Raw genomic sequence first — 16,070 nt, 5'->3', positions numbered from 1 at the left:
ATGAAAGCTGCAAATGCCGAGTTCAAGATTCTCTTCGCCCGCAAGCGCACCAAAAAACCGCAAACAACGCTGCTGTTTCTTGTTACGGGCACTGCTGTATGCGCAGTGTTTAGTGCTTTCCAAGGGTTTCAGCAAGCGGCTAGCCTGCCATGGGCGCAGCCAGTTTTGGGCACTCGGTCAGCTACGATTATTGAATTAGGAAAATTCAAATTCAAGGACTTAAACAAAAACGGCCACCTAGACGCTTACGAAGACTGGCGGTTGCCGGCAGAAGCACGAGCACAAGACCTACTTGCCCGCATGACGGTGGAAGACAAGGTTGGCTTTATGCTAATCAGTTCCACTCGCCTCCAGAACGATTGGACGTTTGAAGCGCCAAAGTCGAAAGCGCCCATCACCAGCGAGTTCAACGAGGAAGATTTAGTTACCGGAACCAACATGTTCACGCGCAAACAACTGCCGGTTCCCATCATGAATGCCGCTGGCACTACCAAGGCAGTTAGCCAGTTTCATTTGCGCCATTTCATTTTACGGGCCAATGTTAGCGCCTGCATGACAGCAGAGTGGGCCAATCGGTTACAAGCCTTGTGCGAAAGTCAGCCGTTGGGCATCCCCGCCATTATAGCTTCCAACCCTCGCAACCACATTACCGCGGCGGCCGCAGTTGGCACCAGCGTAGGCACCACAGCATTCTCGCAATGGCCTGGCGAGTTGGGCTTATCCGCTATGCGTGATTTGAAACTGACCCGCGAGTTTGCCGACATTGCCCGACAAGAGTGGGCCGCTACCGGTTTGCGCAAAGGCTACATGTACATGGCGGACTTAGCTACCGAACCCCGTTGGCAGCGGGTAGAAGGCACGTTCGGAGAAAACGCCGAGTGGGTGGCCCAAATGATGACCCAGATTATTCTTGGCTTTCAAGGCCCCACGCTTGGTCCCTCTTCCGTGGCACTCACCACCAAGCACTTTCCGGGTGGAGGGGCCGGCCAAGGTGGCCAAGACCCGCACTTTGATTGGGGCAAGAAAGAAGTGTTTCCGGGTGGTATGCTATCCAACAACCTGCTTCCTTTCAAAGCCGCTATTAAAGCCGGTACCTCTGCCATCATGCCCTACTATTCGATGCCCATTGGCACCAAGTACGAGCAGATTGCTTATGCCTACAACAAGGGTGTGATTCAAGACCTATTGCGCCAGGAACTAAGGTTCAAGGGCATCATCAACTCCGACACGGGACCTATCGAAATGATGCCTTGGGGTGCCGAAGAGTTGTCTATCACCCAGCGCTACCACCGTGCCCTGCAAGTAGGCGTCAATCTGTTTTCCGGTACCGCCGACCCAGCAGAACTACTCAAAACTATTAAAGCCTACCCAGCCGATCTTGCCCTTGTTGAGGATTCTGTTCGGCGTTTGTTGCTGGAGAAATTCGCTTTGGGACTATTCGAAAACCCATACGTCAACGAAGCCGCCGCCGAACAGATAGTGAACAATGCCACTTTCAAAGCACGTGCAGCAGTAGCTCTACGCAAATCCATTGTGCTACTACGCAACGAGACGAAAACATTGCCTCTAAAGGCGAAAACGAAAGTGTATTTCGAATCCTACCAGAAACCGAATAGTCCGGCATCCGGTGCCAGCACCATTTATTCCGCCAAGGATGTTCAGTACCCAGTGGAGTTTGTAGCTACCCCAGAAGAAGCAGATGTGGTGCTGCTGTGGCTCAAACCAAGGGGCCAGTCTTTGTTTGCCTCGGATGGGTCTCCGCTTCATCTTTCTCTATCAAAGAATGCTGTAGAGGTAGAATATGTAAAGGCACTACTTGCGAAGAAGCCAACTATTCTAGCTATCAACTACAGTAATCCATGGGTCACTGATGAAGTGTACAACCCGGCTAGCATAGGCAACTGCAAAGGGATAGTAGCGACTTTCGGTACCACTCCTGAGGCCCTGTTGGATATCGTAACCGGCAGGTTTAAGCCTACTGGCAAAATGCCTTTCTCAACCCCCGTTTCAGAGGAAGCAGCTCAAAAGCAGTTGGAGGATGTACCAGGCTATAAAGAACCAGCAGGATATGCCTTGTTCAACTACGACGAAGGATTATCCTATTGAAAGTCTTTGGCACGAGTACATATAGCAAAAAAAGCGCCCGACCGGTTGGTCAGGCGCTTTTGAAGGGTGAGCAAGTCAGCTTACTTAACTTTGTCCACGATGCCTTTGAAGGCTTCAGGATGGTTCAGAGCCAAGTCAGCTAGCACCTTACGGTTGAGGTCGATGCCTACTTTCTTTAGGCCGCCCATCAACTGCGAGTAAGAAAGACCATGCTCACGAGCACCAGCGTTGATACGCTGAATCCAGAGGGCACGGAACTCACGCTTTTTAGCCTTACGGTCGCGGTAAGCATACAGCAAACCCTTCTCGACAGCGTTCTTGGCAACGGTCCATACGTTTTTGCGACGGCCAAAATAGCCTTTCGCCAAACGCATTACTTTTTTACGACGGTGGCGCGAGGCCACATGGTTGACACTTCTTGGCATAACCTGTTTGTTTTTGGCGGCCGGCGGCGGACTTTCGCCGCAGCTTTTATTTCAGCCGGACGCCTGGTAAAAATTTTGATGAGTAACTTCTGTGTGCTACTTGTTGGCGTTGAAACTAAAAGACAAACATCAACAAGTAACTCTCGAAATTACATGTTAAGCATGTCTTTCACACGGTTCATGTCCGCCGAGCTTACCAAGGTTACGTGCGTGAGGTTACGCTTTTGCTTGGTGGTCTTTTTGGTCAAGATGTGGCTCTTGAAAGCGTGCTTACGCTTGATTTTGCCCGTTCCGGTCAGCGTGAAACGCTTCTTGGCGCCGGACTTCGTTTTCATTTTCGGCATTGTGGAGGTAGTAAAAGGTGAAAAAACTGCGGCGGTCGGCTGCCTAGGGCCGGTGCGCCAGCATAAAAAGTGGTCGAAACCACGCAAAAAATCTAGTTATTCAGAAGCAGGCTGCGTGGCAGCTTTCGGTGCCGGCTGACCCGCCTTTTCCTTACCTGCTTCTTTGGGAGCCGCAGGAGCAGCAGGCTTTGGTTTAGCAGGAGCCACTACTTTCGGAGCGAGGTACAAAAACATACGCTTGCCTTCCAGCTTGGGCAGTTGCTCTACTTTGGCCAGATCCTCGAGGGCCTGAGCAAACTTGAGCAATAGAATCTCGCCTCGTTCTTTGAAGACAATACTCCGGCCAACGAAATGCACGTACGCTTTGATTTTCGCGCCTTCGCGCAAGAATTCCTGTGCGTGCTTCAATTTGAAGGCAAAGTCGTGGTCGTCGGTGTTGGGGCCGAAACGGATTTCTTTCAGAATGACCTTCGTCTGCTTGGCTTTTAGCTCACGCGTTTTTTTCTTCTGCTCATATTTGAATTTAGAGTAGTCGATAACGCGGCAAACAGGCGGGACAGCAGTAGGCGAAATCTCCACAAGGTCGAGATTCTGCTCCTGCGCGAAGCGCCTAGCTTGATCAATTGAATAGATGCCTTGTTCGATGTTATCACCGACGAGGCGCACTTCCCGAGCCGTAATCTTCTGATTGATTTTAAACGGCTCCTCGACCTGAGCGCGAGGAATATAGCGGCGGTTTGGGGTAGCTATGGCTTGGTTATCTTGAGGGTGAGCTAAAAAGTTCTTTTCTAAGATTTAAACGACACGAGCTACGCTCAATGGGTTCAATCAGCGGGTAAATATCCGCCATTTTTTCCAAACGCTCAAAAAAGGCTATATAAAATTGCCGCTGAGCGCAATAAAATGTATGCCTTTAAAGGCCATCAGTCGGATCTGCTCGATAGCAAATCCGACTGATGGTTGTCTTGTAGCAGTCTTTATACGGCTTTGCCGTCCATCATGTCTGCCACTTGGGTCTGAAAGCTCTTAATAAAGTCGGCAATCGGCATTGAGCCGACGTCGCCTTCTCCATGTTTACGCACTGACACAATACCGTTTTCCTGCTCTTTCTCCCCTACTATGAGCATGTAAGGCACTTTCGACACTTCGGCGTCGCGGATTTTACGACCAATTTTTTCGTCGCGGTGATCCACGTTTCCGCGTAGTTCTGCCTGCAACAGCGCATCGTATACCTGCTGCGCATAGTCATGATACTTTTCGGAGATAGGCAGCACGGCAAATTGCTCGGGCGAAAGCCACAGTGGGAAGTTGCCGGCACAGTGCTCAATCAACACCGCTACAAAGCGCTCCAGCGAACCGAACGGAGCCCGGTGAATCATGACAGGGCGCTGCCGCGAGTTGTCGGGAGCCACATATTCCAAATCGAAACGTTCAGGTAAATTGTAATCCACCTGAATAGTCCCCAGCTGCCACTTGCGGCCGAGGGCATCGCGCACCATGAAGTCGAGCTTAGGACCGTAGAAAGCCGCCTCGCCTAACTCAGTTACGGTAGTGAGGCCTTTCTCAGCGGCAGCTTCCTGAATGGCCGATTCGGCGCGAGACCAGTTTTCGTCGGACCCGATGTACTTGGTCTTGTTTTCTGGGTCACGAAGCGAAATCTGGGCCGTGAACTCAGGAAAGTCCAGCGCCTTCAGCACGTACAGCACGATGTCGATTACTTTCAGGAACTCTTCCTTCACCTGGTCGGGGCGGCAGAAAATGTGGGCGTCATCTTGCGTGAAACCGCGCACACGAGTCAGGCCGTGTAGTTCGCCGCTCTGCTCGTAACGATACACGGTGCCAAACTCCGCCAGGCGCAACGGCAGGTCGCGGTACGAACGGGGCTTAGTCTTGTAGATCTCGCAATGATGCGGGCAGTTCATGGGCTTCAGGAAAAATTCCTCGCCCGGGTTGGGTGTCTTGATGGGCTGAAACGAGTCGGCGCCGTACTTCTCGTAGTGGCCGCTAGTTACGTACAGGTCTTTGGCCCCAATGTGCGGGGTCACGACGGGCTGATAGCCAGCTTTCACTTGTGCTTTGCGCAGAAACTGCTCTAGCCGCTCGCGCAACATCGTGCCTTTGGGCAGCCACAAGGGCAGCCCGGCTCCTACTTTGTCGGAAAACGCAAACAGCTCTAGCTCTTTGCCCAGCTTGCGGTGGTCACGGCGCTTGGCCTCTTCCAGCCGCTCAAGATACTCCGTTAGCTCTTTGGCTTTGGGGAACGTGATGCCGTAGATACGCGTGAGCTGCTTGTTCTTTTCGTCGCCGCGCCAATAAGCCCCGGCCACGTTCAACAGCTTAACTGCCTTAATAGGGCTGGTATCCGGAATATGTGGGCCCCGGCAAAGGTCGGTGAAGTTGCCTTGCGTATAGAAGGTGATGGAGCCGTCTTCAAGGCGCTCCAACAAGTCTAGTTTATACGGGTCGGCCTTTTCCGTGAAATACGCAATGGCGTCGGCCTTGCTTACCTCACGGCGCTCATACTGGCTTTTCTGCTTGGCCAGTTCCAGCATTTTCTTCTCGATTTCCGGGAAGTCATCGGTGGAGATAGTGCGGCCCTCGCCCAAGTCAATGTCGTAGTAGAAGCCATTCTCGATGCTTGGGCCGATGCCAAGTTTCACGCCAGGATATAGCGCTTCGAGGGCTTCCGCCAGCAAGTGAGCCGACGAGTGCCAGAAGGCGGACTTGCCGTCCTGGTCGTTCCAGGTTAGGATTTCCAGGTTGGCATTTTGGCCAATGGGGCGGTGCAAGTCGCGCACTTCGCCATTTACGCGTACGCCTAGCGCATTGCGGGCCAAGCCTTCACTGATACTGGAAGCTACATCGTAGCCCGTGGCGCCATCTACAAACTGGCGCACCGAGCCGTCGGGAAGCGTGATGTCAATCATGAAATAGAGGAATTAGCTATACAAACAGCGTGAGGCCGCAAGTTAGCGGAAAAGGCGGTCTTGCTGAGTGCAAGCAGCATCTTGTTGAGAATACCGGCCTACTCTTCTCGCCTTCTCAACTAGTGTCAGTGCACCGTGCCTGCTAGTATGACCAGCTTAAAAGCAGTTCATACTAAATTCATTGTATTACAGGGATGAAAACGGAATTGGGCTTGTAGTCTGCTGCTAGAGCCGAGGGCGCAGAGCGGAAATAGGCTCCAATTGTTCTTCTGGCGCTGCTGCCTGCCGCGGGGTTTCATCCACGATGACACCACGGGCCCGGTTTCCTACCTTCCACGCCTTGTACGTCCAGTGGCGGTTACCTGGGTTTTCCGCAACCAGCAACCGATACTGATCGGCTGCCTCCGCGTACCGGCTGAGGCTCTCGAAGCTTTCAGCCAACATCTGACGGGCATCGGCCAGTCGCGCAGAGCGGCGCAATGCTCGCTGCAAGTGCGTAATGGCTACTGCGTAATTCCGTTTCTTGTATGCGGCTAATCCCAACCGATAATCAGCCCGGTAGAAGGTGGTGTCAAGTTGTACTACTTTGGCGTAGATGCGGGTGGCACTATCCGGTAGGTTCTGCAATTCAAATTGCCGGCCGTAGTCGTACAAAAGAGGGCCGTACGTGGGTGCAAGCTTCAATCCCCGAGTGGCGTAGATGGCAGCCATAGCGGGTTGCCGGTACGCGTTGGAGAGAAAAGCCAATTGGTGCAACGTTTCGGGCTGGCGAGGGTCACGCGCCAAACTGGCCCGCAAATAGTCAAGCGCCTGTACAGTGTCTTGCAGTCCTACGTAGGCCACACCCTTGTAAAACAAAGCGGCAGAATGGTCGGGTTGCTGCTGCAAGGCGCGGTCGAGGTAGTCGATGGCCGTTTGGTATTCGCGCGAGGCCAGGTACGTTTCGCCAACCAGCAGATTCAGCTCTGCCGACGCATAGCCATGCTGCGAAGCGTCGTCGGCAGCTTCCAAAGCAGCTTTGTACTTGCTTTGGGCCCGGAGGGCACGGGATTTTGTGAAATAAAACTCACCCGGAGCATCGTCGAGTTCGAGAGCTTGGTTGATGTCTTGCAGCGCTAGTTCCACCTGGCCGGCATCGAGGCGGAAAGCGGCCCGACGGCCGTACAGCGAGGCATTACGGGGCTGGCGGCTAATAGCTCCGTCTAGCTCTTCGGCCTGGATCTTGGGGCCACTCTCCACCGTCGCCAGGCTAACCATTGTTTCGGGCATCTCCTCATTGGACGTTGTGCCACAAGAGCAAACCAGGCTCACAAGCGCCGCAACGGGTAACCAGCGTAGATAAGAGCACAAAGAATTCACCAACACAGTTTCGAGGCAGGAGTAGATCTGGTAGCAAAGATAACGACCACAACCACGCAGAAGTGCCGCAGCCTGCGCTTGCCTTCGGTGCAAGCAGGGTGGCGCAGGTTCTTTTCGGACTGGCGTTTTACTCTAACTCACGCACACGGTTCTGCACTTGCTTGAGCATTTTGCGGTTGAGCTGCACCAGTAGTTTGCGGCAGCGCCGGCTGATTTCTAGTTGCTCTGCCGTTTCGGGCGTGATTTCAATGGCATCTTGTAGGGCCGCTATAGCGCGGGTACGGTGCTGTTGGGTCAGATGAATTCTGGCTAAATCGTAGGCAAACTGTATGCGCTGCGGCTCCAACTCATGTGCCCGCGTTAGAGCTTCGATGGCAATATCACTACTTGCATCGCCCGGGGTGCCACCTAAGAAAAACCGGCTGTAAATGCGTTCCAGCAAGTTATAGTGGTCGACGCGGAAGTGCCAACGGCCGTACAGCTGCCAAGCATCCGCAAAGTCGGGCCGTAGCGCCACCGCTTTGAAGATGTACGGCTTCATTTCACTGTACGCTAACAGCCGGGCACGGGCAGTGAGCAGTGTTGCCTGATTGGCGAGGGCCAGCGCCTCCACGTAGTTGCTCTCGGCGCCTTCAGGGCGTATAACCAAGGCTCGACTAGAATAGAGCCGAGCGGCAGAGAAATAGGCTATTTTCCGGGTTTCGTCGGTATAGCGTGAGCCAATGTGGACGCTCAGCACAGCAGCCTTCCATAATGCCTCATAGGTGGCGGGCGCCTTGGACAACACCAACTCGTACTTGGCTAGCGCCTCCGATTCTTTGTATTGCAGTTGCAACACCCGGGCTTCTGCCAATAGTCTGTTCACCTCCGCCGAAAGCGGCGACTCCACTGGGGGCGCTGGCTTGGGTTTGGGTTTGCGAAACTGCGCTGCACCCGGCGTGGCAGGCAGCCACGCCAGCAGCACCAGCAAAAGCAAACGAACAAACAACTTCATGACAGCAAATACTCCCAAAAGTGCGGTATTTATGGCAAATACCGCATTCCGTAACTCAACAGAGCGTTGTCTATTTTTCGGACCCCACCCTTTTACGGATACAACGACGGGCAGAATGCTAGTAGTTCAAGTGAAAACGGCACTGGTGGCACGGCAACTTCCCGTCTCGCAACCACTTATGCTGGGTGCATGCGGCTTTTTCTGTCCGGCTACATTGTGGTCTGAACGTGCCTTTGTCTAAGAACCGGCCAGCCCTCTAACGCAACGCCCCACCGGGTTGCGGTGGGGCGTGCATCAAAAGTGAAATTAAAACAGCTTTAGCTGGGACTTAGGCGTTTTGAGAATGGCCTGAGCTTGCGCTACATCGGCGTCTGAAATGTCCACTGGTCCGGTTAGTTCGGGTAGCGGAACCGCTTCCTCGGTGTCACTCTCACTGGCTGCGGCGCGCGGGGCGGGGGCAGCACTGCGTTTCTTTATTTCGCGGCGTTGCGGCTCGGGGCCTTCGTCGGTGAGCAGCGCCACGGCGTGCACCTTGAAGTAGTTCAGCTTGTTGCCCATCGCCTTCCACCCTTTCACATCAATAAACTGGTGGAGGTGAAGCTTTTCATTTTCCTTATCAGCCTTTTTATCGCGCTGTAGCTTTATTTCTACCTGCGGCTCAGGATGGCAAGTGGCGCACAGGAGCTTGGAACCCTTTGTTTCCGAAATAAAGACGAAGCGCTTAGACGACGTAGTCTCGATTTTGAAGCGCTTTACATAGTGCGTCTTGGACTCACCTTCGACATATACGGCGCTGATTACCGTATCGGGCTCGAACTTGCGCAAGATCACCATGTTGGCTGTATCGAAGTGCAACGAGAGGTCAGGTGGCGTTAATTCATACGCGCCATCCTTATACACTCGCAGCAGCATATCGTCGGTGTCGAAGGCGCCTAGGTAGCGGCCGTGGCCGGCGTGGTTGAGGCGGCCTACCACGCTGTCGAAGAATACTTCCCGTCCGCCTAGGGTGCTGTCGCCCAAGGTTTTCTGGGTTATCTTCTTGATTGGCTGCTTGGTTACGATGTTGCCCATCGAGCCTTTGCCTTTGATAGCTAGCTCGGCAAAGTCGAAATCAAACTGCTTGACGCGGGCGGGTGCTTTGTCGGAGAGCTGTACGCTTACAATCTCGCTTTCCGAGTTAGGGTTAGCCGTCAGATACAGCACTTTGGTGCCCTTGGTGCCCTTGGTCAGGTCATACGTACGGTCGCGGGTGATGCCCGTAACTAGGAAGCGCTTCGCGAAGCTGATGCCGCTGGCGCCATCCAAGTACACCATGTTGTACACCATCCGGTCGTCATTCTTGTTGTAAACGCCCACGTGCAGGATGTCCTTGCCAACGAAGGTTTTCTCGGCAATCCGGCTTACTACAAACGTGCCGTCGCGCTTGATGGCGATGATGTCATCTAGGTCGGAGCAGTCACACACAAACACCACCGAATCGTCTTTGTCTTTTTTCAGACCGAAGCCTACAAAGCCATCTTGGCGGTTTACGTACAGCTTCTGGTTGGCCACGGCCACTTTCTGGGCCGTTACCACGTCGAAGGTGCGCAGTTGCGTTTTACGCTCCCGGCTCTGGCCGTACTTTTTCAGCAGGCCCTCGAAGTAGTGAATGGCGTAGCGAGTGATGTTAGCCAAGTGGTCGGCTACTTCCGCCAGCTCAGTTTCCAACCGCAAGATGTACTCCTCGGCCTTGAAACCGTCGAACTTACTGATGCGCTTGATGCGGATTTCGGTCAGGCGCGTCAAGTCGTCTTCGGTGATGGCGCGGCGGAGCACGAGGCGCGTGTCGTTGGCTTTGGGCTTCTCGCCTTCAATGCGCACAAACTTTCTTAAGCCGGCATCAATAGTGGCGAGTATGTCTTCCCAGGTTTCGCACTCCTCGATTTTGCGGTAGATGCGGTTCTCGATGAAAATCTTTTCCAGCGAAGCGGAATGCCACTTTTCCTGCAGCTCCTCTTGTCTGATTTCCAGTTCTCGCTCCAGCAAGCGCACCGTTTTCTGGGTGCTCAGGCGCAACATGTCTTCTACGCCCACAAAGCGTGGCTTATCCTCGATAATAACGCAGGTGTTGGGCGAAATGCTGACCTCGCAGTCGGTGAAGGCGTAGAGCGCATCCATGGTCAGGTCCGGCGACACGCCTGCGGGCAAGTGCACCTGGATTTCCACGGCCGCCGCCGTGTTGTCAACTACCTTCCGAATCTTGATTTTGTTGGCTTCCGAGGCCTTCACGATGCTTTCCATCAGCGCCGTGGTGGTGGTGCCGTACGGAATGTCGCGGATGACGAGCATGGTTTTATCGACCTTCTCGATGGTAGCGCGCAAGCGGATTTTGGCACCCCGCTGACCGGAATTGTAATTGCTTATGTCGCAGAGGCCACCCGTTGGAAAATCGGGAAACAACTGAATATCACGGCCCCGCAGCACATCAATGCTGGCTTTACACAACTCGCGGAAGTTGTGGGGCATGATTTTCGTGCTCAAGCCCACCGCAATACCCTCCACGCCCTGCGCTAACAGCAGCGGAAACTTCACCGGCAACGTGGTCGGCTCGCGCTTGCGGCCGTCGTAGCTCATCTGCCACTCCGTAATGTCGGGGTTGAAGACCACCTCCAGCGCAAACTTGCTCAGGCGAGCTTCGATGTAGCGGGGTGCTGCCGCACTGTCGCCAGTGCGAATGTCGCCCCAGTTGCCCTGCGTTTCAATCAGCAAATCCTTCTGGCCCAGGTTCACCATAGCGTCGCCGATGGAGGCATCGCCGTGTGGGTGATACTGCATGGTTTGCCCAATGACGTTGGCTACTTTGTTGAAGCGGCCATCATCCATTTCGTTCATAGCGTGCAGGATGCGGCGCTGCACGGGCTTGAGGCCATCTTCAATGGCCGGCACAGCCCGCTCCAGAATCACGTAGCTGGCGTAGTCCAGAAACCAGTTCTGGTACATGCCGTTCACGGTGGCTACGTCATGGATGGTTTCGCCCGGCGCAAATTTCGGCTCTTCTTCTGCCTGCTCGGTTATGGGCTCGGGCTCCGTTACGGTTTCTGCGTCGCTGCTCGATTCAGCCAGCAGCAACTCGCCCGTTTCGCTTACCACGAACTGTGCGGCATCGTCGGCTGCAGCATCGGCATCCGCCGGCGTGGCCGGCTCTGACCCGAACTCAAAGGAGTCACCGGCACCAAACAGGTTGGGCTGCTCTTCTTGATTCGGATCTTGGGAGTTCTTCTCTTCTGACACAGTAGGGTGTGGCACTTGCCACCGTTAATGTTCTTGTACCTCTCTCCGACTGCTAATCGGAGGTGCAATGCTTTAAATACTTTATCCCTCCCACTTACCATCCAAAGCTAGATCGGGCCGGCAGCAAGGTTCGGGTGCGTATCAACACTACTTCCTTATTACGCCAAGTCTTCTTCGGGCACTTCAGCCACCGGAAGTACATCGGACGTTACCAAGTCCTTCTCCAAACGCAGATTTTCAATAATAAACTCCTGACGAGCGGGGGTATTTTTGCCCATGTAATAGTTGAGCACTTGCTGAATCGAACGGTCGGATTGCAGAATCACAGGCTCTAGCTTGATGTTGTCGCCAATGAACTTACCAAACTCGTCCGGCGAAATCTCACCCAAGCCCTTAAAGCGCGTAACCTCGGGGTTGCGGCCCAGTTGGCGCATAGCGGCCTGCTTTTCCTGTTCGTTGTAGCAGTAAATGGTGTTCTTCTTGTTGCGGACGCGGAAAAGCGGAGTTTCCAGAATGAACACGTGCCCATTGCGTACCAAATCGGGGAAGAACTGGAGAAAGAAGGTCAGCAGCAGCAACCGGATGTGCATGCCATCTACGTCGGCATCGGTGGCTACTACTACGCGGTTGTAGCGCAACCCTTCAATACCTTCTTCGATGTTGAGAGCATGCTGTAGCAGGTTCAGCTCTTCGTTCTCGTACACGATTTTCTTTTTCAGACCAAAGCAGTTCAGCGGCTTACCACGCAAGCTGAACACCGCTTCCGTTTCCACGTTGCGGCTCTTGGTGATGGACCCCGAAGCCGAGTCACCTTCCGTGATAAAGAGCGTGGTGAGGGCCTCCTGCTCCTGCTTGCCTTCGCCGAGGTGGAAACGGCAGTCGCGGAGCTTGCGGTTGTGCAGGTTGGCTTTCTTGGCCCGCTGGTTGGCTAGCTTCTTCACGCCCGCCATGTCTTTGCGCTCCCGCTCGTTCTGCTCGATGCGCTTCTTCAGCGAATCGGCTGTTTCGGGGTGCATACGCAGGAAGTTGTCGAGGTGCTCCTTCACGAAGTCCAGGATGAAGCCCCGCACGGTGGGGCCATCCGGGCCCATATTCATGGAGCCGAGCTTGGTTTTGGTTTGGCTCTCGAACACCGGCTCCTGCACCCGCACCGAAATAGCGGCCACAATGCTACCCCGAATGTCGGCGGCATCATACTCCTTTTTGTAGAACTCCCGCAGGGTTTTGACCACTGCCTCGCGAAAAGCCGAGAGGTGCGTACCGCCTTGCGTGGTGTATTGCCCGTTCACAAACGAATAATACTCTTCGCCGTAGTCGTTGCCGTGGGTTAGAGCCAGCTCGATATCCTCTCCTTTCAGGTGGATGATGTCGTAGCGGCGGCTTTCCTGGTCGATTTTGCGAGCCAGCAAATCGAGCAGCCCGTTCTCGGAGTAGTATTTCTGACCGTTGAAATTGATGGTCAGGCCCGCATTCAGGTACACATAATTCCAGATCTGATTTTCCAGGTACTCCGGGATAAAGCGGTAGTTACGGAAAATGGTATCGTCGGGCTGGAAGGTGATGAGCGTGCCGTTGCGCTGGCTGGTTTTCACCGGCTTGGGGTCTTGCACCAAGTTGCCCTGCGAAAACTCCGCCGACTTCATCATCCCCTCGCGGACGGACTGCACTAAAAAGTAATTGCTAAGCGCATTAACCGCTTTGGTGCCGACTCCGTTTAAGCCCACAGACTTCTGGAAGACCTTACTATCGTATTTGCCGCCTGTGTTGATCTTACTTACTACATCCACCACCTTCCCAAGCGGCACACCGCGCCCGTAGTCGCGCACCTGCACGCGGTGGTCGGATATTTTGATGTCAATCGTGCGGCCGTGGCCCATTATGTGCTCGTCAATCGAGTTGTCAATGACTTCTTTCACCAACACATAAATGCCGTCGTCGTAAGCGGAACCATCGCCGAGCTTACCAATGTACATGCCCGGCCGAAGCCGAATATGCTCGCGCCAATCCAAAGAACGGATACTGTCTTCATTGTAGCCGTGGTCGGGAGTGGTAGCGGTGGGTACTTGCTGTTCAGCCATCATGAAAACTTGTAATCAGATTTAAGGTAAAATAACACAGAAAATCCCCCGTTTCCGCGCGTTGTTTCGCTAGCCAAGTTAGCAAAACATCCTCTTTTAACCATACGCCAATCTCCTTCGTTCCCTAGTTTTTTCCGAACCCAGCCAACCACACAAACTTTTTCGTTTCCAACTCTCCCAATTTTTTTAGCATATGCAACCACCCTCCACCCAACATCATTTACCTCCTCCCAGTCAAAAGGTGAGTGCCCCAGTAAAACAGTCCCCCATTATTCAGTTTGCCTTTTTCATGCTGGGAAGTGTTTTGCTGATATATGCACTGCGCGTTCTTGATGATATTCTGCTGCCGCTTGTGTTTTCGGCCCTGTTCGCGCTGCTGCTGCTGCCGCTGTGCCGCTGGCTGGAGGACCACCGCGTCGGGCGGGTTTGGGCCATTATCCTGTGCCTGCTGTTTCTGGTGCTGATTTTTGCAGGTATAGTTATCGGCTTTGGCTCGCAACTCACGCAGTTCAAAGACGAGATACCCAAACTGCAAGTGAAGCTGATGGAGTTTTTCAACAACGCACAGCAATGGGCTCACTCGAAATTCGGCTACCAGCCCATGAGCTTGGAAGAGGTGAAGGACTCCTCAATCAAGGCACTCAAAAAGTCAGGCGGCTCTTATTTGGGCACCACTCTGAATACCACTTCCGCGGTGGTGGGCAACCTGGCGCAGGTGTTTATCTACATCTTCTGCTTGCTGCTCTACCGCGACCATCTGCGGCAATTCATGTTCCGCTTCGTGACGCCCGACAAGCGCACCTCGGTGCTACACACCGTGGATAGCATTCAAACGGTGGTGCAAGCCTATATTTCTGGCCTGTTGAAAGTTATTGCCATCGTGGCTATTCTCAACGCTATTGGGCTGTTGGCGCTGGGAGTGAAATTTGCCATCTTCTTTGCCATTTTCGCCTCGGTACTGGCTATCATTCCCTACATCGGTATTATGATTGGGGCCACGCTACCAGCTATTATCACGCTAGTTGAAACGGGCTCCCCGCTGAAAGCCGCTGGTGTGGTTGGGGTGTTTGTGGCGGTGCAGTTCCTGGAAGGCAACTTTATCACCCCCATGATTACGGGTTCCCAAGTAAGCATCAACCCGCTAGCTGCCATCCTAGCCCTGATTCTAGGCAACGCCCTGTGGGGCACGCCCGGCATGATTCTGAGTATTCCGTTGATGGCTGTTATCAAGGTGGTGCTAGATTCCAACAAAACCACGGAGCCCTGGGGCTTCCTGCTCGGCGACACTGCGGAGGGCGAGGACTCGGTTAAACCCGGCAATCAAACCCCCGGCTTTGTCGGGCGTCTGTGGGCCCGGCTGCGAGGGGCTCCATCCTAAGGAAGCTAGCTTACTGCCCGCAGTGAAGAGGTAGCGGAGCCGTGTTGGGATTGTTCAATGATATTCAGTTGAACACCCCGACACGGCTCCGCTACTGTAGTTTCAGGGTGTAGGTATCCATTACTTCCCCGGTGGTGCCAAAGCCTTCTTTTTGGTTGATGAGCCCAGCATTGATGGCTCCTTGCAGCATAGAGCTACCAAACGACAACCGCTGATACGTGGCAGGTTTCTCCCGAATCAGGTGGGCCAGTATAGCATCAACAGCTCCCACCTGCTTGCCCCGAGGACTGCCCGAAATGTACTGCGTGTGCACAAAGCCCTGTCGTCCGTCCTGAAACACCAAGACTCCTGCCACTATTTCAGCGCCCACGTATGCTACCCATAGCTCCAAGTGGTCCGGATTACGGTCGCGCAGGCTGCTGATTTCAACTAAAGTATGAGCCGGCTGGCTGTCATAGGTGGCGAGTAGGTTTTCAGTGAGCAAGTGCCAGAAGGCAGCGTATTCCTCGTGAGTGCCTTGCCGCACCACCACGCTGTGGCGCCGGGCTTTGCGCAGGTTGCCACGACGCCATGTACCAATGCGTACGGGCTTGGTGAGGTCGAGCACTGAATTCAATTCTCGGCTGCTTAGCACGGCTCCGTGCTGATGCAGCCAAAACGCTAGGCTTTCCGAGTACTGCCGGCAGAAGACCCGGGGCACGGGCCGAACCAACAAGTGCTGAAAACCGGCGGTGCGCCACGTGCTTAAAAGAAGCTCCATCATGGCGGCCAACTCGGCGTATTTCACTCCTGCTACGGTCACGAGGCCGCCGTAGGTAAGGCCAGGGTGCGCTACCAAGGTGGTAGGAGCCGGCGAATTGTGCGCAACGGCGGCGGCAAAAACTGCCCGGAGCTTTGAGCCTTGCCAAAGCAACCAGGAGCAGTCCGTAAAGCGGTCCTGGTGATAGTCGAGGAAAGAGCGGGCAAACAGGAAAGGGCCGTTGGCAGAAGTAGCTACCAGCTTGTTCCAAGCTTCGGCCTTGGAAGGCGTGTAGGCCTCTATCCGAAGTGTGTGCGGGAGCATGACCAAGCTACTCATGAGGTATGCGGCGCACGTAAGCCCCGCAAGGCGGAAGCGCCGCGGCTGGGATTTCCGAATGGGAACACCTCAAGCAAAGACAAGGCCGACGGTGAAGCAGCGGAAACCTTC

10 protein-coding genes and 1 pseudogene are annotated in these 16,070 nt (G+C 54.2%); 2 read left to right on the top strand and 9 right to left on the bottom strand.

Annotated features, from left to right (window positions below):
- Positions 1-2,106: a glycoside hydrolase family 3 protein gene (locus MTX78_RS10915; protein WP_243802565.1), complete on the top strand. Its 2,106-nt coding sequence runs from the start codon at positions 1-3 to the stop codon at positions 2,104-2,106.
- 80 nt (positions 2,107-2,186) lie between these two features.
- Here MTX78_RS10915 and rplT read toward each other — a convergent pair whose 3' ends face one another.
- The 8 genes and pseudogenes from rplT to MTX78_RS10875 form a co-directional block, all read right to left on the bottom strand.
- Positions 2,187-2,531, bottom strand: coding sequence for a 50S ribosomal protein L20 (gene rplT, locus MTX78_RS10910; RefSeq protein ID WP_243802563.1), 345 nt, complete (start codon positions 2,529-2,531; stop codon positions 2,187-2,189).
- 149 nt (positions 2,532-2,680) lie between these two features.
- Positions 2,681-2,875 (bottom strand): 50S ribosomal protein L35, encoded by a 195-nt coding sequence (gene rpmI / locus MTX78_RS10905; RefSeq protein WP_019946659.1) that lies wholly within the window; start codon positions 2,873-2,875, stop codon positions 2,681-2,683.
- Between the two features lie 192 nt (positions 2,876-3,067).
- Positions 3,068-3,625: pseudogene (gene infC, locus MTX78_RS10900) on the bottom strand (translation initiation factor IF-3); the annotation flags it as partial.
- A 227-nt stretch (positions 3,626-3,852) separates the two neighbouring features.
- Positions 3,853-5,802 carry a threonine--tRNA ligase gene (gene thrS / locus MTX78_RS10895; protein WP_243802561.1) on the bottom strand — a complete coding sequence of 650 codons (1,950 nt, stop codon included), beginning with the start codon at positions 5,800-5,802 and terminating at the stop codon, positions 3,853-3,855.
- A gap of 225 nt (positions 5,803-6,027) precedes the next feature.
- Complete coding sequence (locus tag MTX78_RS10890; protein WP_243802559.1) at positions 6,028-7,071, bottom strand: tetratricopeptide repeat protein; 1,044 nt, start codon at positions 7,069-7,071, stop codon at positions 6,028-6,030.
- Between the two features lie 217 nt (positions 7,072-7,288).
- The gene (locus tag MTX78_RS10885; RefSeq protein ID WP_243802557.1) at positions 7,289-8,155 is read right to left on the bottom strand and encodes a tetratricopeptide repeat protein; all 867 of its coding nucleotides are present in this window, start codon (positions 8,153-8,155) and stop codon (positions 7,289-7,291) included.
- Positions 8,156-8,461: 306 nt separating this feature from the next.
- Positions 8,462-11,209 (bottom strand): DNA gyrase/topoisomerase IV subunit A, encoded by a 2,748-nt coding sequence (locus tag MTX78_RS10880; RefSeq protein WP_243802863.1) that lies wholly within the window; start codon positions 11,207-11,209, stop codon positions 8,462-8,464.
- A 374-nt stretch (positions 11,210-11,583) separates the two neighbouring features.
- A complete protein-coding gene (locus tag MTX78_RS10875) occupies positions 11,584-13,503 on the bottom strand; it encodes a DNA topoisomerase IV subunit B (protein WP_243802862.1) in 1,920 nt (639 codons plus the stop codon).
- A gap of 289 nt (positions 13,504-13,792) precedes the next feature.
- Between MTX78_RS10875 and MTX78_RS10870 the strand changes: the two genes are divergently transcribed.
- Positions 13,793-14,881 (top strand): AI-2E family transporter, encoded by a 1,089-nt coding sequence (locus MTX78_RS10870; RefSeq protein ID WP_243802555.1) that lies wholly within the window; start codon positions 13,793-13,795, stop codon positions 14,879-14,881.
- A 91-nt stretch (positions 14,882-14,972) separates the two neighbouring features.
- Here the strand turns inward: MTX78_RS10870 and MTX78_RS10865 are convergent, their stop codons facing one another.
- Positions 14,973-15,959, bottom strand: a complete 987-nt coding sequence (locus MTX78_RS10865) for a GNAT family protein (RefSeq protein ID WP_243802553.1) — start codon at positions 15,957-15,959, stop codon at positions 14,973-14,975.
- Positions 15,960-16,070 lie beyond the last annotated feature (111 nt).

It is taken from the genome of Hymenobacter tibetensis (genome assembly GCF_022827545.1).
Taxonomy (GTDB): Bacteria; Bacteroidota; Bacteroidia; order Cytophagales; family Hymenobacteraceae; genus Hymenobacter; species Hymenobacter tibetensis.
The sequence above is the reverse complement of the archived record's forward strand: the minus strand, read 5'-3'. Positions and strand labels throughout refer to the sequence as shown.

Excerpts from the sequence above, each read along its gene's own strand:
- MTX78_RS10915 (WP_243802565.1), top strand. The coding sequence starts at position 1 with ATGAAAGCTGCAAATGCCGAGTTCAAGATTCTCTTCGCCCGCAAGCGC.
- rplT (WP_243802563.1), bottom strand. The coding sequence starts at position 2,531 with ATGCCAAGAAGTGTCAACCATGTGGCCTCGCGCCACCGTCGTAAAAAA.
- rpmI (WP_019946659.1), bottom strand. The coding sequence starts at position 2,875 with ATGCCGAAAATGAAAACGAAGTCCGGCGCCAAGAAGCGTTTCACGCTG.
- thrS (WP_243802561.1), bottom strand. The coding sequence starts at position 5,802 with ATGATTGACATCACGCTTCCCGACGGCTCGGTGCGCCAGTTTGTAGAT.
- MTX78_RS10890 (WP_243802559.1), bottom strand. The coding sequence starts at position 7,071 with ATGCCCGAAACAATGGTTAGCCTGGCGACGGTGGAGAGTGGCCCCAAG.
- MTX78_RS10885 (WP_243802557.1), bottom strand. The coding sequence starts at position 8,155 with ATGAAGTTGTTTGTTCGTTTGCTTTTGCTGGTGCTGCTGGCGTGGCTG.
- MTX78_RS10875 (WP_243802862.1), bottom strand. The coding sequence starts at position 13,503 with ATGGCTGAACAGCAAGTACCCACCGCTACCACTCCCGACCACGGCTAC.
- MTX78_RS10870 (WP_243802555.1), top strand. The coding sequence starts at position 13,793 with ATGCTGGGAAGTGTTTTGCTGATATATGCACTGCGCGTTCTTGATGAT.
- MTX78_RS10865 (WP_243802553.1), bottom strand. The coding sequence starts at position 15,959 with ATGAGTAGCTTGGTCATGCTCCCGCACACACTTCGGATAGAGGCCTAC.